General features: G+C 62.6%; 17 protein-coding genes. 9 read left to right on the forward strand and 8 right to left on the reverse strand.

Annotated elements, in window-relative coordinates:
- The first annotated feature begins 3 nt into the window (after positions 1-3).
- From LPW39_RS00665 to LPW39_RS00705, 9 genes are all read left to right on the forward strand, one after another.
- A complete protein-coding gene (locus tag LPW39_RS00665) occupies positions 4-549 on the forward strand; it encodes a pilus assembly protein PilP (protein WP_230770500.1) in 546 nt (181 codons plus the stop codon).
- The gene (gene pilQ / locus LPW39_RS00670; protein WP_230770501.1) at positions 546-2,663 is read left to right on the forward strand and encodes a type IV pilus secretin PilQ; all 2,118 of its coding nucleotides are present in this window, start codon (positions 546-548) and stop codon (positions 2,661-2,663) included. The genes LPW39_RS00665 and pilQ overlap by 4 nt, the downstream gene beginning before the upstream one ends.
- A gap of 213 nt (positions 2,664-2,876) precedes the next feature.
- Positions 2,877-4,250, forward strand: a complete 1,374-nt coding sequence (locus tag LPW39_RS00675) for an Ig domain-containing protein (protein ID WP_230770502.1) — start codon at positions 2,877-2,879, stop codon at positions 4,248-4,250.
- Between the two features lie 115 nt (positions 4,251-4,365).
- Complete coding sequence (locus LPW39_RS00680; RefSeq protein WP_230770503.1) at positions 4,366-4,923, forward strand: shikimate kinase; 558 nt, start codon at positions 4,366-4,368, stop codon at positions 4,921-4,923.
- Positions 4,924-4,963: 40 nt separating this feature from the next.
- Positions 4,964-6,073: a 3-dehydroquinate synthase gene (gene aroB / locus LPW39_RS00685; protein ID WP_230770504.1), complete on the forward strand. Its 1,110-nt coding sequence runs from the start codon at positions 4,964-4,966 to the stop codon at positions 6,071-6,073.
- A 25-nt stretch (positions 6,074-6,098) separates the two neighbouring features.
- Positions 6,099-7,298 carry a deoxyguanosinetriphosphate triphosphohydrolase gene (locus LPW39_RS00690; RefSeq protein ID WP_230770778.1) on the forward strand — a complete coding sequence of 400 codons (1,200 nt, stop codon included), beginning with the start codon at positions 6,099-6,101 and terminating at the stop codon, positions 7,296-7,298.
- A gap of 199 nt (positions 7,299-7,497) precedes the next feature.
- On the forward strand, positions 7,498-8,127 hold the full coding sequence (locus LPW39_RS00695; protein ID WP_230770505.1) for a DUF1415 domain-containing protein: 630 nt from the start codon (positions 7,498-7,500) through the stop codon (positions 8,125-8,127).
- 5 nt (positions 8,128-8,132) lie between these two features.
- Positions 8,133-9,026 (forward strand): class I SAM-dependent methyltransferase, encoded by an 894-nt coding sequence (locus tag LPW39_RS00700; RefSeq protein WP_230770506.1) that lies wholly within the window; start codon positions 8,133-8,135, stop codon positions 9,024-9,026.
- A gap of 146 nt (positions 9,027-9,172) precedes the next feature.
- Complete coding sequence (locus LPW39_RS00705) at positions 9,173-11,206, forward strand: PhoX family protein (RefSeq protein ID WP_230770507.1); 2,034 nt, start codon at positions 9,173-9,175, stop codon at positions 11,204-11,206.
- Between the two features lie 84 nt (positions 11,207-11,290).
- On the opposite strand, the gene LPW39_RS00710 is transcribed toward LPW39_RS00705, so the two are convergent.
- The 8 genes from LPW39_RS00710 to LPW39_RS00745 all read right to left on the reverse strand — a co-directional run bounded on the left by LPW39_RS00710 (position 11,291) and on the right by LPW39_RS00745 (position 18,911).
- Positions 11,291-12,289, reverse strand: a complete 999-nt coding sequence (locus LPW39_RS00710; protein WP_230770509.1) for a Bug family tripartite tricarboxylate transporter substrate binding protein — start codon at positions 12,287-12,289, stop codon at positions 11,291-11,293.
- A 98-nt stretch (positions 12,290-12,387) separates the two neighbouring features.
- Positions 12,388-13,722 (reverse strand): short-chain fatty acid transporter, encoded by a 1,335-nt coding sequence (locus LPW39_RS00715; protein ID WP_230770511.1) that lies wholly within the window; start codon positions 13,720-13,722, stop codon positions 12,388-12,390.
- A 67-nt stretch (positions 13,723-13,789) separates the two neighbouring features.
- Positions 13,790-14,539: an SDR family oxidoreductase gene (locus tag LPW39_RS00720; protein ID WP_230770512.1), complete on the reverse strand. Its 750-nt coding sequence runs from the start codon at positions 14,537-14,539 to the stop codon at positions 13,790-13,792.
- A 20-nt stretch (positions 14,540-14,559) separates the two neighbouring features.
- Positions 14,560-14,856 (reverse strand): YciI family protein, encoded by a 297-nt coding sequence (locus LPW39_RS00725; protein ID WP_230770513.1) that lies wholly within the window; start codon positions 14,854-14,856, stop codon positions 14,560-14,562.
- A gap of 75 nt (positions 14,857-14,931) precedes the next feature.
- Positions 14,932-15,990 carry a cyclase family protein gene (locus LPW39_RS00730; RefSeq protein WP_230770515.1) on the reverse strand — a complete coding sequence of 353 codons (1,059 nt, stop codon included), beginning with the start codon at positions 15,988-15,990 and terminating at the stop codon, positions 14,932-14,934.
- Between the two features lie 81 nt (positions 15,991-16,071).
- Complete coding sequence (gene pcaD, locus LPW39_RS00735; RefSeq protein WP_230770516.1) at positions 16,072-16,869, reverse strand: 3-oxoadipate enol-lactonase; 798 nt, start codon at positions 16,867-16,869, stop codon at positions 16,072-16,074.
- Positions 16,870-17,029: 160 nt separating this feature from the next.
- Positions 17,030-18,232 carry a 3-oxoadipyl-CoA thiolase gene (gene pcaF / locus LPW39_RS00740; protein WP_230770518.1) on the reverse strand — a complete coding sequence of 401 codons (1,203 nt, stop codon included), beginning with the start codon at positions 18,230-18,232 and terminating at the stop codon, positions 17,030-17,032.
- A gap of 37 nt (positions 18,233-18,269) precedes the next feature.
- Entirely contained in the window at positions 18,270-18,911 is a 642-nt protein-coding gene (locus tag LPW39_RS00745; RefSeq protein ID WP_230770519.1) for a 3-oxoacid CoA-transferase subunit B, read from the reverse strand.
- Between the last annotated feature and the right edge of the window lies 1 nt (position 18,912).

Raw genomic sequence — 18,912 nt, forward strand, 5'->3', positions numbered from 1 at the left:
GATATGCATACTTTGTCTAAATGGATAGGCGCTGCGTTGGCGGTGTCGCTGTTAACAGCCTGTACTGACGAAGGCGATGACTTGCAGCAGTGGATGCAGCAAGAGCAAGCCAGCACGCGGCCCTCGGTCAAACCCATTACCGCACCCAAGGAATTTGTGCCTCAGGGCTATGTGGCCAGTACGACCTTGGACCCTTTCAGCAAGGAGCGTCTCGCCGCGTTGTTGGGCGGCAGTGCGAATGCGCCAGCGACCATCTCCGATGCGCTGGTGGCGCCTGAACGCGCGCGACGCAAAGAGCAGCTCGAGTCGTTTCCGCTCGATACCATTTCCATGGTGGGCTTTTTGAAGAAGGGCAACCAGGATGTGGCCCTGGTCAAGGCCGACAGCCTGATCTACCAGGTCAGCAAGGGCATGTACATGGGCCAGAACTACGGAAAGATAAAAAGCATCAGCGAGAGTGCAGTCACCCTGCGGGAGATTGTGCAAGACGGTGTGGGTGAATGGATAGAGAGAGATGCAGTGCTTGAACTGCAGGAGGCCAAAAAATGAAAAAATTCAGCGTACTCATCCCTTTGATGGCCATGTTGCTGCCATCCTGGGCGCTGGCGCAGGGGCGTATCAACAAGGTGTCGACCCTGGTGCGTGACGGCGTGGAGATGGTCAAGATCGAGACGGACGGTGCGCCGCTGGTCTTGCCTGAAACCTTCAGCATCCAATCTCCTGCACGTGTGGTGCTGGATCTGCCCGGGTTCAAAAGTGCGATGCCCAACAATCGGGTCGAGCTCAACCAAGGCAATCTGCGTTCCTTGAATGTCGTGGAGACGGATACCAAGGCCCGCGTGGTGCTGAACCTGAAGGAAAGCACCAACTACAAGACTGAAATCAGCGGCAATGACTTGCTGGTGGCTCTGGATCCTGCGGCCAAGGCGGTGACCAACGCCAATGCGCAAAATACCCAGTTTGCCGAAGATGGCAATAATTACTCGCAGCCACTGTCCAATCTGGATTTTCGTCGTGGTACCGATGGTGCAGGGCGTCTGGTGATCACCCTGCCAAATAACAAGGTAGGGGTGAACATCTCCAAGCAAGGCGATGGTCTGACCTTGGAGCTGCAGCACACGCTGTTGCCAGAGGCGCTGCGCCGCAAGCTAGATGTGGCGGACTTCGGCACACCCGTCGGAATGATCTCGGCGCGCCAAGCAGGCAGTACTGTGTTCGTACAGCTGAAAAATGCGGGTGAATGGGAGCATAGTGCCTACCAGAGCGACAACCAGTTTGTCGTGGAGGTGCGTCAGCGCAAGTCCGATCCCAACAAGCTGGGTTCCTCCGGAACCTTCACCGGCGAAAAACTGTCATTGAGTTTCCAGAACATTGAAGTTCGTTCGCTGCTGCAGGTAATTGCCGACTTCACTAACTTCAATATTGTTACCTCGGACACGGTCAATGGTGCGCTCACCCTGCGTCTGAAGGATGTTCCCTGGGACCAGGCGCTGCAGATCATCCTGGACGCCAAGGGTTTAGGTATGCGCAAATCCGGTACGGTTCTATGGATCGCACCCAAGGATGAAATCGACGAGCGCATTCAGAAAGACTTTGATGCGGTGGCAAAGCTAGAGGAAAAAACGCCTCTGCAAACGCAGGCCTTCCAGCTTAACTATGCCAAGGCGACTGAGCTGCTCAAGCAAATTACCAGCAATACCGGCGGTGGTGGTGGTACCGGTGGAACGCAGAGCCGTTTTCTGACACCTCGTGGTTCGGCTATTGCCGAACCCCGTACCAACCAGCTGTTCATCACCGATGTGCCCGCCAAGCTCGAAGAGTTCCGTCGCCTGCTGGTGACTCTTGATATTCCTGTGCGCCAGGTGCTGATTGAAGCCCGCATCGTGGAGGCGCGTGACACCTTTGGGCGTGCATTGGGCGTACGTTTAGGCGGTGGCGATTTGCGCGCTTCCAAGGGCGGAGATGGTGGTTACAGCATTGGTGGAGGCAACCGTGTGGGCTTTGGCACCAGCTATGACAATGCCGTGGGCACCACGGGCATGGGCGGTACAAACACGTCCAACGGTAGCTTTGTCAACCTGCCTGCCGTGCTTTCTACCGGCGGCGGCAGTGGCTCCTTTGCGCTCTCCATTTTCAATTCAGCTGCCAACCGTTTCTTAGCCTTGGAATTGTCGGCCATGGAAGCAGATGGCAAGGGCAAGATTGTCTCCAGCCCGCGTTTGATCACGGCTGATCAAACCAAGGCACTGATCGAGCAAGGTACGGAAATTCCATACCAGAACTCTGCGCAAAATGGTGCCACCACGGTGGAATTCAAAAAAGCGGTGTTGAAGCTCGAGGTTGTGCCCCAGATCACCCCAGAAGGCAGCATCATCCTGGATCTGGATGTCTCCAAGGACTCCCAAGGCGCGAACACCTCGGCTGGTCCTGCCATCGATACCAAGCACATCAAGACCCAAGTCTTGGTGGAAAATGGCGGCACCGTGGTGATTGGCGGTATTTTCGAGTTGTCGGAAACATCGACCACCAACAAGATTCCTTTGTTGGGCGATGTACCGGTGCTGGGCAATCTGTTCAAGAGCAATGTTCGTGAATCGGAAAAGCGCGAAATGCTGGTATTCATCACGCCCAAGATGATTTCAGACCGCGGTGAAATGCGTTAATTAAGATAGACAGGGAGAGTTATGAGAAATTTGTTGAAGCCCTTGGTGCTGGTGGCACCACTGTTGTTGGCAGCTTGTGGCGGTGGTGGCGGTAGCGGTGGTGAGTCGCAGCTGCAATACAGCATCAAGCTGACGTCTTCGAAAACGTCGGTTCCGGTAAACGTGGCAGGCAGTTTGCCCGGCTATCCTGGCGCAGCGGACTACTACCCATATATGTCCACGCTGTATATCCAGGCCAATGCCGGCAACAATCCCATTCCTAACCAAGAAGATGGTGCATTCTCGTGCAATATCACCTCGGGGCTGGATTCGGGCTCGCTCTACTACCTGGATGGCAAGGACGAGCACACCGTTGATTTAGCCGTCGGAACCGAGACCGTGAAGGTGCCAGGCGCCTACCGCAATATCACCCTGGGCTCCAATGCCGGTGGTGCGTCGTTCCATATCATTTCGCACGGCATTGCTGGCGATGTGACCGTACAGTGCAGCGTGACCGATCCGCGTGACAACAAGGTCTACACCGACCGCGCAACCGTGAAGGTCGGCGGCGGCAGCACCGCAACCCCTGCAACGGTCACTTTGACCAAGGATGCCTCGTACGTCGGTTCGCGTGACAACGTGAACAACATCCCCAACAGCGTGGTGGTACAGGCGATCCTCAAGAACGACAATGACCAGCCCGTGAGCAGCTCGGGCAATGCCAACCTGCAGGTCAGCATTGTTCCCAATGCCGCATCCGACGGCGCTCGGTTGCTGGCCGGTGGTCAGACCAACAGTGGTTCCATCCAGATCAGCACCGTCAATGGCGTAGGCCAGTTCTCTGTGGCCAGCGGCCCCGCTTCGGGCTCGCTGCTGCTGCGTTTGACAGTCGACCGCGCTGACAATGACCTGACCAATGGCATCCAGCAACCCATCACCCAGTACGCTGTGATTCCCGTCGTGCATGCGATTGCCTCCAGCGCGCTGACCATTCCTGAGTCGGAACTGGCGCAGACGGTGCAGAATGCCGAGCCTTATTCTCATGCCCTGGTTGTAGAAGGCGGTGTTGCTCCCTTCCTGTGGTCCACCACTTCGACCCTGCCAACCGGCCTGAGCCTGAGCTCTGATGGCTTGATTTCCGGCACGCCGAATGTCAAGGGTCCTGGTGCCTACACCGTGGTGCTGAATGTGCGCGATGCCAACGGCGCGACCGCGCGTCAAACCCTGGTGCTGACTGTCGTGGGTAATCTGCCGGACAACCCTGTGGCCTTCACCATCAATGGTTGCACCGGTTCGTCGACGTCGCCTTGCCCGATCGCCTCTGTGGAAGTGGGAACCTCCTACACCTACACCTTCTCGGCTACCGGTGACAATGTGACCTGGGCGCTGGAAGGCGCACCAAGCTGGCTGCAAGTGGTGGGCCAAGGCTCCACCGGCCGTATCGCTTCGGGTGCTCCACTCACCTGTGCAGATGTGGCTACGTACCGCATGTTTGTGACGGCGAAGAATGCGACCAACTCGGTCAGCCGCGAAGTGACGTTCCGTGTGACTGATACGGCAGGCACTTGCACGCCGACGACACCAACGACCCCTACGGCAGCGTCTTGATGACAAGCCTGTAGATCCCACCTGGATCTGCGTTAAAAACCTCCGGCAACCCCGGAGGTTTTTTTACGCCCGCCATTGCCCTATCATGTGCAGTCCGTTTTCAGGATGTAGCGCGATGGCACCTTCCGTGTGTTTGATTGGGCTGCCCGGCAGTGGGAAATCCACCATCGGCCGGCAGCTGGCACGCCTTTGGGGTGTGGATTTTGTCGACTCTGACCATGTGATCGAGGCGCAGCTGGGCTGCACGATCAAGGAGTACTTCTCTTCCCAGGGCGAGCAGGCTTTTCGCGATGTCGAGGCCCAGGTGATTGCCGCATTGGCGACACGGGAGCGGGCCTGCATCCTGTCCACCGGCGGTGGCGCGGTGCTGCGGCCAGAGAACCGCGCCGTGCTGCATGCCCACACAACGGTGTTCTACCTGCATTCCAGCCCCGAGGACATTGCCCGGCGCCTGCGCAACGATACCGGCCGGCCCCTGCTGCAGGGCGATGACACGCTCAAACGCCTCAAGGACCTGCTGGCCGTGCGCGCGACCCTGTACGAAGAGACGGCGCACTACACCATCGACACCTTGCGCTGCGGCACCGGCCAGGTCATGCGCAAGGTCAGCATGCAGGCCGAGTTGGCGGGCCTGGTGCCGCAGCCGGGCGCCACTTTGGCAACTCCCCGATAATGGACGAGCGATATCCATACAACTTTCCGACGCAAACGCTGTGACCGACACTGTTCATATTGACCTGGGCGACCGCTCCTACCCCATCCTGATTGCTTCCGGCTTGCTTGCCCAGGCGGACACCTTTGCGCACTGCCCCAAGGCCTCGCAGGCGCTGATCGTCAGCAATGACACAGTGGCCCCCCTCTATGCCCGCCAGCTGCAGGCCGCGCTGGCACCCCACTACCCCAAGGTCGAACTGGTGGTGCTGCCCGATGGCGAGGCGCACAAGAACTGGACGACCCTGCAAGGCATCTTTGATGCGCTGATGCACAACGGCGCCGATCGCAAGACGGTGCTGTTTGCGTTGGGGGGCGGTGTCGTAGGCGATATGACCGGCTTTGCTGCCGCCAGCTTTATGCGCGGCGTGCCTTTTGTGCAGGTTCCCACTACCTTGCTGTCGCAGGTGGATTCGTCTGTCGGCGGCAAGACCGGCATCAACCATCCGCTGGGCAAGAACATGATCGGCGCCTTCTACCAGCCCCAGCTGGTGGTGTGTGATCTCGACACCTTTGACACCTTGCCTGCGCGCGAGCTGAGCGCCGGCCTGGCCGAAGTCATCAAGTACGGCCCGATTGCAGACATGGCCTTTATGGATTGGTTGGAGGCCGAGATGCCTGCGCTGATCGCTGGTGACAAGCGCGCACTGGCCCATGCAGTGCGCCGCAGCTGCGAGATCAAGGCCGATGTGGTCTCCAAGGACGAGCGCGAGGCAGACCTGCGCGCCATCCTGAACTTTGGCCACACCTTTGGCCATGCGATCGAAGCCGGCATGGGCTATGGTGTCTGGCTGCATGGCGAAGGCGTGGGGGCCGGCATGGTGATGGCTGCCGAGCTGTCCCAGCGTCTGGGTCTGGTCGATGCTGCCTTTGTGCGGCGCCTGCGTGCGCTGGTGGCCCGTGCCGGTTTGCCGGTGCGCGGTGCCATTTTGGATAGCCAGGACAACGCGGGCCGCTATCTGGAGCTGATGCGCCACGACAAGAAATCCCAGGCCGGCGCGATCCGCTTTGTGCTGATCGATGGCCCAGGCAAGGCGGTGGTGCGCGAAGCGCCCGACGCGTTGGTGCGCGAAGTTATCGACCTGTGCTGCGCCGAGGCAGTGCAGGCCTGATCGGATGGACCGCCCCGCGCCGCTGATGCAGCCAGCCGAGCCCCAGCAAGTCTGGACCGAGCTGGGCCTGGCGCCTTATGCCTGCTTCTCTCACCGCAGCCAGGGCCGTCTGCATGCGCAAGAGGCGGCGCCCACGCGCAGTGCCTTCCAGCGCGACCGCGACCGGATCGTGCACTCCACCGCTTTCCGCCGTCTGGTCTACAAGACCCAGGTTTTTTTGAACCACGAAGGCGACCTGTTCCGCACCCGCCTCACGCACTCGATCGAGGTGGCGCAGCTGGGCCGCTCGGTGGCGCGGGCACTGCGCATCAACGAAGACCTGACCGAGGCGATCTGCCTGGCCCATGACCTCGGCCACACGCCTTTTGGCCATGCGGGCCAGGATGTGCTCAATGACTGCATGCAGGACTTTGGCGGCTTTGAGCACAATATGCAGAGCCTGCGCGTGGTCGATACGCTGGAAGAGCGCTACCCCGACTACAGCGGGCTGAACCTCTGCTTTGAAACCCGGGAAGGGATTCTGAAACACTGCTCCGCCAAGCATGCGCGGCAGCTGGAGGCCCGCGAGCCGGGCGGCGTGGGCCAGCGTTTCCTGCTTGGCCAGCGGCCTGGTCTGGAAGCCCAGCTGGCCAATCTGGCCGATGAGATCGCCTACAACGCCCATGATGCCGACGACGGCGTGCGCTCCGGCCTGATCAGTCTGGGGCAGCTGATGGGCGTGCCGCTGTTTGCCCGCTATGCCCACGAGGCGCTGGCCGAGTACCCGCAGCTGCAGGAGCCGCGCTGGCAGCGCAAATGGCTGTACGAGGCCACGCGCCGCATGCTCAGTGAACAGATCTACGACGTGATCCGCCACACCAGTGCCGGCCTGCAAGCCGCGCAGCCGGCCGACGTGGATGCCGTGCGCCAGCTGCCCGCCCTCGTCGGTTTCAGCCGCACGATGGCGGCCGAGTCGGCCGAGCTCAAGCGCTTTTTGTTCAAAAACCTGTACCGCCATCCGCAGGTGGTGCAGACCACCGGCCAGGCCAAGGCCGTTGTGCGCGAGCTGTTTGACATTTACCTGGCCGACCCTTTGCAGATGAAGCCGCGCTTCGCCGCCCGTGCCGCCGGGCTGGATCGGGTCGCTTGCGCCCGCGTGGTGGCCGATTTCATCGCTGGCATGACGGACCGCTATGCACTGCGGGAGCATGAACGCCTGACGGGCCAACGCGTCCTCGTTCCCTGAATACCGGGCTTCTGCATGGGTGCCATGGCTTAGCGCAGGCACTGGCCAAGCCACCCTCGCTACAATGGCAGGCCCAGTGTCAGCCTCTGCCAGCCTGTGGCCTTGCGCCGCCCTTGCGCCCAGCGCCCACCCCTTTGCAGGGTGATGGCCCGCAGACAGCCCCCGCTGGCCATCTATAACTCCACCAGAAAGCCCCACGATGACCGATACCCATGCTGCACCTGCGCCTGCAGATGAGGCCTTGCACCAGGTGGTGATGGCCGACACCGTGAACTGGCTGGAAAAAGCCGTCATCGGTCTGAACCTGTGCCCGTTTGCCAAGGGCGTGCATGTCAAGGACCAGATCCACTATGTGGTGAGCGACGCGCAGGATGCCGAAGCGGTGGCACACGACTTGCACCGCGAGCTCGAAGCGCTGGCCGAAGCTAATCCGGATAAGCGCGATACCACCTTGCTGATCCTCCCTTATGCGCTGCATGATTTTCTGGATTTCAATGATTTCCTCGAAATCGCCGACGAAATGATTGAAGAGTTGGATCTGGGCGGCATCCTGCAGGTGGCCTCGTTCCACCCCTTGTTCCAGTTCGAGGGCACGACGGTCGATGATGTGACCAACTGCACGAATCGCTCGCCATACCCCATCTTGCACCTGCTGCGCGAAGAGAGCATTGACAAGGCCGTCGAGGCCTTCCCCGAAGCGGATGCGATTTACGAAAAGAACATGGAGACGCTCGATGCGCTGGGCCTGGAAGGCTGGCTGGACCTGGGCGTGGGCCCGCGCTGCCCCTTCCCGCACCAGGACGCTGCCAGCAGCAAGGCCAAGGAATGAAAACGATGAAAGCACCGCGCGCCGCAGGCCGTAGCACCACCAAGCCCGCCGCCCCCGATGTTGCCCAGCAGCTGGAGCTCAAGCCCGGACAGTCGATCGAGCTGCTCAAGGCGCTGCACATCCTCACGCGCGATGGCAAGCTGAACCAGGATTCGCGCCGCAAGCTCAAGCAGGTCTACCACCTCTACCAGTTCATCGAGCCGTTGCTGACCGAGCTGTCGGCGCAAGACCACCCGGTTAGTCTGGCCGACCATGGCGCCGGCAAGTCCTACCTGGGTTTTATCCTCTACGACCTGTTCTTCAAGAACCTGGGCCGTGGCCATATCTACGGCATTGAGACCCGTGCGCCGCTGGTCGAGGCCTCGCAGCAGCTGGCGGCCAATCTGGGTTTTGACCGCATGTCGTTTCTGAACATGTCGGTCGCCGATTCGACCCGTACCGATGCGGTGCCCGAGCGCTTTGATGTGGTCACTGCGCTGCATGCCTGCGATACCGCCACCGATGATGCCATCGCCTTTGGCTTGGATAAGCATGCCCGCGCGATGGTGCTGGTGCCTTGCTGCCAGGCCGAAGTGGCCGCATGCCTGCGCCAGAACAAGGCCATGAGCCTGTCGCGCACCCCCCTGGCCGAACTCTGGCGCCACCCCATCCACACCCGCGAGATGGGCAGCCAGATCACCAATGTGCTGCGCTGCCTCTACCTGGAAAGCCAGGGCTACCAGGTCACCGTGACCGAGCTGGTCGGCTGGGAACACAGCATGAAGAACGAGCTGATCCTGGCCAAGTACACCGGCCACAAAAAGCGCGCGGCGGCCGAGCGGCTGCAGCAACTGTTGGCGGAGTTCGGTCTGGAGCAGTCGCTGCAGCACCGCTACCGGTTGGAACCAGTCGCTGCCTGAAAAGGCCTTGCATGCGCCTATAGCGCACAAAGGTATCGCATTCGTGACGATGCGGTGACGTCATCGGATATTCACGGAGCCGTCATTTCCGCTTCCTAGACTGGGCCCTTTCCAACGGTGGTCCCACAATCAGGAGAGTCGAAGCGATGAGCAAATCCATTTCCGACAAGGTCGTCCGCAACACGGACGGCAACACCCCCTTCAGCACCATTCTTGAAGCGAATATGTCGCGCCGTCTGGTAATGCGCGGTAGCTTGGGTTCGGCCCTGGCGCTGTTTGCCGGTGCCAGTATTTCCGCCTGCGGTGGCGGCAGCGATGGCGATGATGACAAGGCCGTCAAGCTCGGCTTTGCGTCGCTGCCCAACTCGATGACAGATGCCTGCGTGGTGCCCGCCGGCTATGTGGCCTCGGTCATCGGTGCCTGGGGCACGCCGCTCAACGACCAGGCAGCGCCCTGGAGCAATGAAGGCCGCAACACCTCGCAGGATCTGCTGCACTCCACCGGCATGCACCATGACGGCATGCATTACTTCCCGCTGGCCGGCAGCTCCAGCGAAGGCCTGCTGGTCGTCAACCACGAATATATCGACGAGAAAGCCTTGCACCCGAACGGCCCCACCTCGGTGGCTGGCAAGCGCCCGGCAGAAGAGGTGCGCAAGGAGGTCAATGCCCATGGCGTGGCCGTCATGCATGTGCGCAAGCAGGGCAGCCAGTGGGAGATCATTCAGAACTCGCGCTACAACCGCCGCTTCACCTCGGCCACGCCGATGAACCTGTCCGGCCCTGTGGCGGGTACGGACTGGGTCAAGACGCCGTTCTCCACCGGAGGCACCCAGGTGCGCGGCACCAACAACAACTGCGGCAATGGCACCACCCCGTGGGGCACCTACATCACCGCCGAAGAAAACTGGGCCGCCTGCTTTGTCAACACCGGCGAGCAAACCGCCGCGCAAAAGCGCGTGGGCGTGCAGGCCAAGGCTGGCCGCTACCAATGGGAAACGGCCGCTGGCGATGCCACTGAGCAGCAAGGCGAATTTGCCCGCTTCAACATCACCGCCACCAGCGCCGATGGCCTGCAGGACTGGCGCAATGAGGTCAACGGTTTTGGCTACCTGGTCGAGATCGATCCCTATGACCCCGGCAGCACGGCCACCAAGCGCACCGCCATGGGCCGCTTTGCCCATGAAGGCGCTGCCTACGGCATCCCGGTGGCCGGCAAGCCGCTGGCTTTCTACAGCGGCGATGATTCGCGCTTTGAGTACATCTACCGCTTTGTGTCCGAAGCGCTGTGGGACCCCAAGGATGCCGCACGCAGCGACCGCATTGCCGTGGGCCACAAGTACCTGGACAAGGGCACCCTGTACGTGGCGCGCTTTGATGCTGAAGGCAAGGGCGAATGGCTGGCGCTGACCCCTGCCACCAAGGGCAAGGACGGCCGCAGCCTGGGCGAGGCCTTTGGAAATATCGATGCCATCCTGATCAACACGCGCGGCGCGGCAGACTTTGTCGGTGCCACGCCAATGGACCGCCCCGAGTGGACTGCCGTGCACCCCAGCAATGGCGATGTCTACCTGACCCTGACCAACAACACCAGCCGCAATGCCGAGCGTGGCACCAATGCCGCCAACCCGCGCCTGAACAATGTCAACGGCCATATCGTGCGCTGGCACGACGACGCCGGTGCCAACACCTTCCGCTGGGACATCTTTGTCTTTGGCTCGGATGCCGCCTCCAACGCCGACACCAACCGCTCGGGCCTGACCGAGCTGAACCAGCTCGCCAGCCCCGATGGCATTGCCTTCGATGACCGCGGCATTCTGTGGATCCAGACCGACAACGGCATCGACGGTGGCCGCAACAACGCCGTTGCCAAGGCCACCAACGACCAGATGCTCGCCGTGGTGCCCGGCGCGCTGAAGGATGCCAAGGGCACGGGCCCCGTCATCAACGCCGCCAACCAGGCCGAGCTGCGCCGCTTCTTTGTCGGCCCGAATGAGGCCGAGATCACCGGCTTTGCCTATACCCCGGACCACACCAGCATCTTCCTCAACATCCAGCACCCGGTGAACTGGCCTGCCTATGGCACGGCCGATGCGACCCGCGCGCCCGATGGCAAAGTGCGCCCACGCTCGTCGACGGTGGTGATCCAGAAGGCGGACGGCGGCCCGATCGGCGTCTGATCTTTTAGTCAATCGCCATAGAAAAAGCCGCCGGTCCTGGGCGTCCAGGATCGGCGGCTTTGCTGTGTGCGCTTGGGCTGTGGATTAGCCTGCGGTCGCGCCCGAGGTCTTCACCACTTGCTTCCACTTGGCGTTTTCAGCAGCGATGAACTTGCCAAATTCGGCCTGCGATTCGGTCACCACTTCGCCGCCCTGGTCGCCAATTTTTTTTATCACGTCAGGCTTTTGCAACACCTTGATGATGGCGGCGTGCAACTTGGCCTGCACATCGGCGGGCGTCTTGGTGGGGGCGAACAGGCCAAACCAGGAGGTGGCCTCGTAGCCAGGCACGCCTGCTTCGGCAACGGTTGGCACATCGGGCAGCTCGGGCGAGCGCTTGGCGGTGGTCACCGCCAGTGGGCGCAGCTTGCCCGAACGCACGTGCTGGATCGCAGAGGGCATGTTGTCAAACATGATCGCAATCTGGTTGCCCAACAGGTCGGTCACGGCCGGCGCGCTGCCCTTGTAGGGGATGTGGATCATGTCGACCTTGGCCATCATCTTGAACAGCTCGCCCGACAGGTGGATGGAGCTGCCGCTGCCCGAGGAGCCAAAGTTCACCTGGCCGGGGTGGGCCTGGGCGTAGCTGATCAGCTCCTTGACGTTCTTGAAAGGCTGCGCCGGGTTGGCCACCAGCAGGTTGGGCACATTGGCCACGCGGGTCAGCGGCACAAAGTCCTTGTTGGGGTTGAAGGGCATCTTCTTGTAGAGCCATTCATTGATCGCGTGGGTGCCCACGGTGCCCATGAAGATGGTGTAGCCGTCGGCCGGCGCACGTGCAGCAAACTGGCCGCCGATATTGCCACCAGCGCCGGCGCGGTTGTCGATGATGACCGGCTGGCCCAGCTCTTCGCCCAGCGACTGGCCGACGATGCGGGCCAGGATGTCGGTGGTGCCACCGGCCACAAAGGGCACGATCAGCGTGATGGGCTTGTTCGGGAAGGCCTCGGCTGCAAAGGCTGCTGGCAGCAGGGCGGCTCCCAGGCTGGCAGCGGCAATGGCTTGCAGCACAGTGCGGCGGGCGTTGAAACGGATGGTGTTCATGGGTATCTCCAAAGCAAGGTGAAAAAGGCTGCCACTTGTTTTGTCAATGCTTGTTGGGTCTCGCGTGACAGCCGGAGGAAGGGAAGGTCTATCCCGGTTTATGGCCAGAACAGGGAAGAGCCGATATAGATGGCCCCCACAACGAACATCGAGACCACCGTGTAGCCCATGATGTCCTTGAGCTTGAGCTTGGACAGCGCCAGCGCAGGCAGGATCCAGAAAGGCTGCACCAGGTCGTTCCAGCCATTGCCCAGCATCACCGACATGGCGGTATGGGCCTGCGATGCGCCCAGGGTCTTGGCCGCTTCGATCATGAACGGGCCTTGCAGCACCCAGTGGCCGCCGCCCGAAGGCGCAAAGAAGTTGATGAAGAAGGAGCTCACCAGGCCCCACAGCGGCAGGGTGTAGGCGGTCGAGAAGCTGACGAACACATGGGCGATCGATTCGACCAGACCTGAGGCATGCATGATGGCCATGATGCCGGCGTAGAACGGGAACTGCAGAATGATGCCGCCAATGGTCTTGACGCCCTCATTGACCTTTTCCACATACTTCATCGGCGTGCCCAGCAGCAAGATGCCCAGGAACAGGATGAAGAAGTTGATCATGTTCAGATCGAGGCTGCCGTTCTGCATGAAGTGCATGGCCACAAAAGCCATGCCGGTCAGGCCGATCAGCCAGCTCAGGATGCGGCTGTTGTTCAGGCGGCCGGCAAAGGTCTTTTCGTCGCCCAGCAGGTTCGCGGCCGATGGGCCCTTGGACTCTTCGTTGCCGGCCAGCTCGGCACTGATCTCGGTGACTTTTTCACCGGCTTTCGGATGCATCGCCGCATTGATCAGCGGCAGCACGATCAGCACGGCCAGCGCGGTCAGCAGGATGTGGGGCGAGAAAATGGTTTCGCTCAGCGGGATGATGCCCATCTGCTTTTCAAAGCTGTGGCCCTTGGTGGAGATCAGCACCGGAATGGTGGCCGACAGCCCCAGGCTGTACATCGTGAAGCCGGTGTAGGCCGAGGCGATGATCAGCGGGTAGTGCACGCCCTTGACGCGCAGCGCCAGCTTCTTGGCCATGATGCCGCCGATCACCAGACCAAAACCCCAGTTCAGGTAGCTGCCCACGCAGCCCACGACGGTGGCCATGATGATGGCGCCACGCGGCGTGTGCACCATGCCGGCAATGCGGTTGAGGAAGCGGTCCACCACCGGTGCGGCCGCCAGCACATAGCCCATCACCAGAATCACCGCCATCTGGGTGGTGAAGGCCAGCAGGCTCCAAAAGCCCTTGCCCCAGTCCTGCACCACCAGGTTGATGGGCCGGCTCTCCACAGCAAAGGCCAGCACCATGGTGAGCAAGGTGAGCAGGATCGCGAACACAAAGGGGTCGGGCAGATACTTGCGCATCAGCTCGGTGAAAAAAGCGGTGATTTTTGACATCGATGTCTCTTGTTATCAATGGAAGGAGCAAAGCGGGGCCTGCAGCCGACAGGCCCACAAAAAAAGGCTAGACCGGTGCCACGCCCACGGTCATGCCGCCGCAGACATAGAGCGCCTGGCCGGTGACAAAACCGCTGCGCTCGTCGAGCATGTAGGCCACGGCATGGGCCACGTCGTCGGGCGTGCCCACGCGCTTGACGGGCACCGACTGGATGATCTTTTGTGTGCGCTCGGCGCCCGGTGGGTTGGCCTTGTCGAACAGCTCGGTGCGGATGGGGCCGGGGCCGATGGCATTGGCAGTGATGCCCCATTGGCCCAGCTCCAGCGCCCAGACACGGGTCATGCCGATCAGCCCGGCCTTGGTGGCGGCGTAGGCGGTGCGCAAATCCTTGCCCAGCGCCGCGCGCGAGGACATGTTGACGATGCGGCCAAACTGCGCCGCCTGCATGCCGGGCAGCAAGGCCTGCATGCACTGGAACGCGCAGCGCAGGTTCAGCGATACGGCGAGGTCGAACTCGGCCAGCGTCTGGCTGGCGGCATCGTTGGGCACCACGATGCCGACGTTGTTCACCAGGCGGGTGATGGGGCCGCCAGCGAGCGCTTCGTTCAGCGCGCGCGCCGTGTCTTCGGCACTGCTGAGGTCGGCCTGGATGGCGACAAAACCGGCCGGCACCTGGTCGATCTGGCGGTCGATGATGACCGGGTCATAGCCATCGGCATGGCAGCGCAGCGCAGCGGCTGCACCAATGCCGGCGCCGCCGCCGGTGATGAGCACGCGGGGGCGTGCGGAGGTCGATGGAGTCGTTGGAGTGGACATAGAGGTTTCCAAGAAAGGCGTCACAGGCAGCACTGGCCGGCCACATAGGCCTTGCGCCAGCGCGTAATGCGCACCTGGGCAAACAGATCGGCCTGGTAGAAGGGATCGGATTCGATAAAGGCCTGGGCCGCCTCGCGCGTGTCCAGGTCCACCACATAGAGGCCACCGCCCATGTCGCTGCCGTCGTCCTGCAGCTTGGCGCCGCAGGCCAGCAGCAGCTCCGCGTTGCGTGCCAGAAAGTCCAGGTGCGCCGGGCGGTGGGCCTGGCGCACGGCCTGGTGTTCGGGCTTGTCGAAAGTCTCAATGATGTAGGGCATGGTGGCTCCGGGGTAGGGTGCGGCAGGCTAGGCTAGCGCTGCTGCCGCTGTAAAGCGGTTCACTGAAGGCCGGTCTCAGACCGTAGCAATCGGGGTGACGGGCGAGGCAATGGCGCCGGGCAGGTTCAGCGGTGGGGCGGTCAGCAGAAAGCGGCTGCGGCCATGGGCACGCAGCCACTGCGCCAGCGGCGTCAGGTGCCACAGCTCGCCCAGGTGCAGGCCCAGCTTGAACAAACAGTGCTCATGCAGGGGCAGCGCCGCGCAGCAATCGGCACCAGGCTGGGCCGGGTGCGCCTCGATGGCATAGTTGTCGGCCGCAATCACGGCGATCTGGCTGTCGCTGATCCACTGCAGCAGCTTCTCGTCCCGGCCATTGAGCACCGCGCAGCGGTTGTTCAGCACCACCGGGTCGGGGTTCTTCTGCATCGCCAGCACGGCCTGGGCAAAACCGGTGTGCAGGCAGAGCATGTCGCCGGGCTCGATCTCCAGCCGGTCGGCCTCGATCACGCGCATCCATTCGTCGTAGCCGATTAGGCTGCGGGCATCGCCGTAGTGCGCATGCAGGTCCATCATCACGCCCCGGCCTTGCACGCCGTTCTGTGCCATGCCCTCGATGCCCAGCGCCTTGGCGCAGCTGGTGCTGCCGCTGCTCTCGGCCGTGGGCATGCCGGTGTCGCTGACCAGCAGCGGCCCCAGTACATCGCGGCCAGCGGCAAAACCGTTGTAGTAGAGCGGCTCGGGAACGCCGTCGCCATTGGCATCGAACAGCTGGCCGGCATGGGCCAGGCCATCCCACTGGGTGGAGTACTGCAGCGACAGCACGGCCATGTCGTCGGACAGCACATCGGTGCGGCCGGGCTCCAGGTCGCCGAGTAGGCAGTTGAAGTTGACCAGACCCTTGCGCTGCAAGGGGCGCAGCACGGGCGGCTTGCGGTTGGGATTGAGCGCGCTGCCGCCAGGGTAGTCGAGCGGCAGGCTGAGCGAAAAGCGCAGGCCTTCCTGCACCTCGGCAACGCCCTGGCGCACCTTGGCGGCCGTCAGCAGGTTGAGGCGGCCCAGTTGGTCATCGGGGCCGAAGTCGCCCCAGGTCGATCCGGCAGGGCGCTGCTTCCAGCGTGGATTGGCATCGGACATGCTTGTCTCCTTGGTTGAGGAAGGGCTGCAGCGGGCGGTTGTTGTTCTTGGTACCCGTCTGCATGGTTCAAGGCAGCTGCCTCAGTGTTTCTGCAAAAAGCTGCCCAGTGCCAGGTCAAAGGCCTGGGGCACTTCGAGGTTCGACAGGTGCGAGGCCGGCACCGTCGCCAGCTCCGAGCCGGCAATGGCGGCATGCATGGCCTCGGCATCGGCCACCGTGGTGACCGGGTCGGCGCTGCCGCCAATCAACAAAGTAGGGGTCTGGATGCGGGCGATATCGGCACGCAGGTCTTCCACGGCCAGGGCCTCGCAGCAGCTGGCATAGCCTTCGGGGGCAATGCCGGCAATCCAGGCCTGGGCGGTCTGCACCACCTGGGGCTGGCTGGCGATAAAGCCCTCGGTGAACCAGCGGCTGGGCGATGAATCGGCCAGGGTCTGCATGGCTGCTGCGCCATTGGCACGCACCAGGGCCGCGCGGTCGCGCCAGCCGGCTTCGGCGCCAATCTTGGCGGCGCTGTTGGCCACGGTGATGCTGCGCATGCGCGCGCCGGCATGCACGCCCAACCACAGGCCGGTGAGGCCGCCCATCGAGATACCGCAGAAATGGGCCTGCTCGATGCCCAGGCTGTCCAGAATGGCCAGCACATCGCCGCCCAGTTGCGCGAACTGGTAGGGGCCAGGGCTTACCACGCTGGCGCCATGGCCACGGGTGTCATAGCGCAGCACGCGGTACTGGCTGCTGAAGGTACGGGCCTGGGCATCCCACATGTCCAAGGTGGTGCCCAGCGAGTTGGAGAAAACCAGCACCGGCGCGCCCTCGGGGCCTTGCAGATCGATGTTGAAGATGCCGGTCGCAGTGGTGATTTGTTGTGTTGCCATGGCGTTCTGTCCTTCAAAAAGTGCCCCTGCATCGCTGCGCGGGCGTGGCTGCGCCAAGGCGGGCTAGGCAGCAGCGCTGGTGTTTTTGGGGGGGAGGGTGTCGGGGGATGCGGGGCGAGGCGCGGCCCTTGCAGGCCTGCGCTTGCCGCCGCAGTGGGCGTCAGACTTTTTCGAGCACCACGGCAATACCCTGGCCCACGCCGATGCACATGGTGCACAGTGCGTAGCGGCCACCCAGTGCATGCAGCTGGTTGACGGCGGTGGTAGCCAGGCGTGCGCCCGATGCGCCCAGCGGGTGACCCAGCGCAATCGCGCCGCCCCATTGGTTGACGCGTTGGTCGTCATCCGCAATGCCCAGGTCGCGCAGCACAGCCAGGCCTTGGGCGGCAAAGGCTTCGTTCAGCTCGATGACATCCATGTCGGCCAAGGTCAGGCCGGCCAGTGCCAGCACCTTGCGCACGGCAGGTGCCGGGCCAAAGCCCATGATGCGCGGTGCCACACCGGCAGTCGCCATGGCCACCACACGGGCGCGCGGGGTCAGGCCGTATTGCTGGGCAGCTTCTTCATTGGCCAGCAGCAGGGCGCAGGCGCCGTCGTTCACGCCCGAGGCATTGCCGGCCGTCACGGTACCGCCTTCGCGCACCACGCCCTTGAGCTTGGCCAGCGCTTCGATCGTCGTGGCGCGGGGGTGCTCGTCCTGGCTGATCACCAGCGCATCGCCCTTTTTCTGTGGAATGGTCACGGCCACGATCTCGCGGGCCAGGTGGCCGGCAGCGATGGCCGCTGCGGCCTTTTGCTGCGAGGCCAAGGCCATGCGGTCTTGGGCGTCGCGCTCGATCTTGAAGTCGTCGGCCACGTTCTCGGCCGTCTCGGGCATGGAGTCCACGCCGTACAGCGCCTTCATCTGCTTGTTGACAAAGCGCCAGCCAATGGTGGTGTCGTAGACGGCATTGTTGCGGCTGAAGGCGGATTCGGCCTTGGGCATCACAAAGGGCGCACGGCTCATCGATTCCACACCACCGGCGATCATCAGGCGCGCTTCGCCGGACTTGATGGCGCGGGCAGCGGAGCCCACGGCATCCAGGCCCGAGCCGCAGAGGCGGTTGACGGTGGCGCCGGGCACATCGATGGGCAGGCCCGCGAGCAGGCTGGACATGCGGGCCACATTGCGGTTGTCTTCGCCGGCCTGGTTGGCGCAGCCGTAGATAACATCGGTCACGGCCGTCCAGTCCACACCGGGGTTGCGCTCCATCAGCGCCTTGATGGGCACAGCACCCAGGTCATCGGTGCGCACACCGGCAAGCGCGCCGCCGTAGCGGCCAAAGGGGGTGCGCACGGCGTCGCAGATATAGGCGTTGGTCATCTTGGTCTCCTTGGATGAATACAGATCGGCGCTGCGCTTACAGCAGGCTCAGGCCAATCATTTTTTCGAGTTCGGCCTTGTCCAGACCTGCAACGGTGTCGATGAGCTTGAGGCCCTGGTCGGTGACCTCGATGGTGGCCACATCGGTGTAGATGCGCTTGACGCAGCCAATGCCGGTCAGCGGGTAACTGCATTGCTTGACGATCTTGCTCTCGCCCTTCTTGGTCAGCAGGTCCATCATCACCCAGGTCTGCTTGGCACCAATGGCCAGGTCCATCGCGCCGCCCACGGCGGGAATGGCACCGGCTTCACCGGTGCTCCAGTTGGCCAGGTCGCCGTTTTCTGCCACCTGGAAAGCGCCGAGCACACAGATGTCGAGGTGACCGCCGCGCATCATCGCAAAGCTGTCGGCATGGTGGAAAAAGCTGCCGCCTGCCAGCAAGGTGACGGGCTGCTTGCCGGCGTTGGTGAGGTCATAGTCTTCCTCGCCAGCGGCGGGTGCCGGGCCCATGCCCAGGATGCCGTTTTCCGACTGCAGGATGACTTCGCGGTCCTTGGGGATGTGGTTGGCCACGGCCGTCGGCTGGCCAATGCCCAGGTTCACGTAGGCGCCGTCATGGATGTCCTGCGCCACGCGGGCGGCCAGTTCGTCTTTCGTGCGTTTTTGGTAGCTGCTCATG

It is taken from the genome of Comamonas koreensis (genome assembly GCF_021026195.1).
In the GTDB taxonomy this organism is placed as follows: Bacteria; Pseudomonadota; Gammaproteobacteria; order Burkholderiales; family Burkholderiaceae_C; genus Comamonas; species Comamonas koreensis.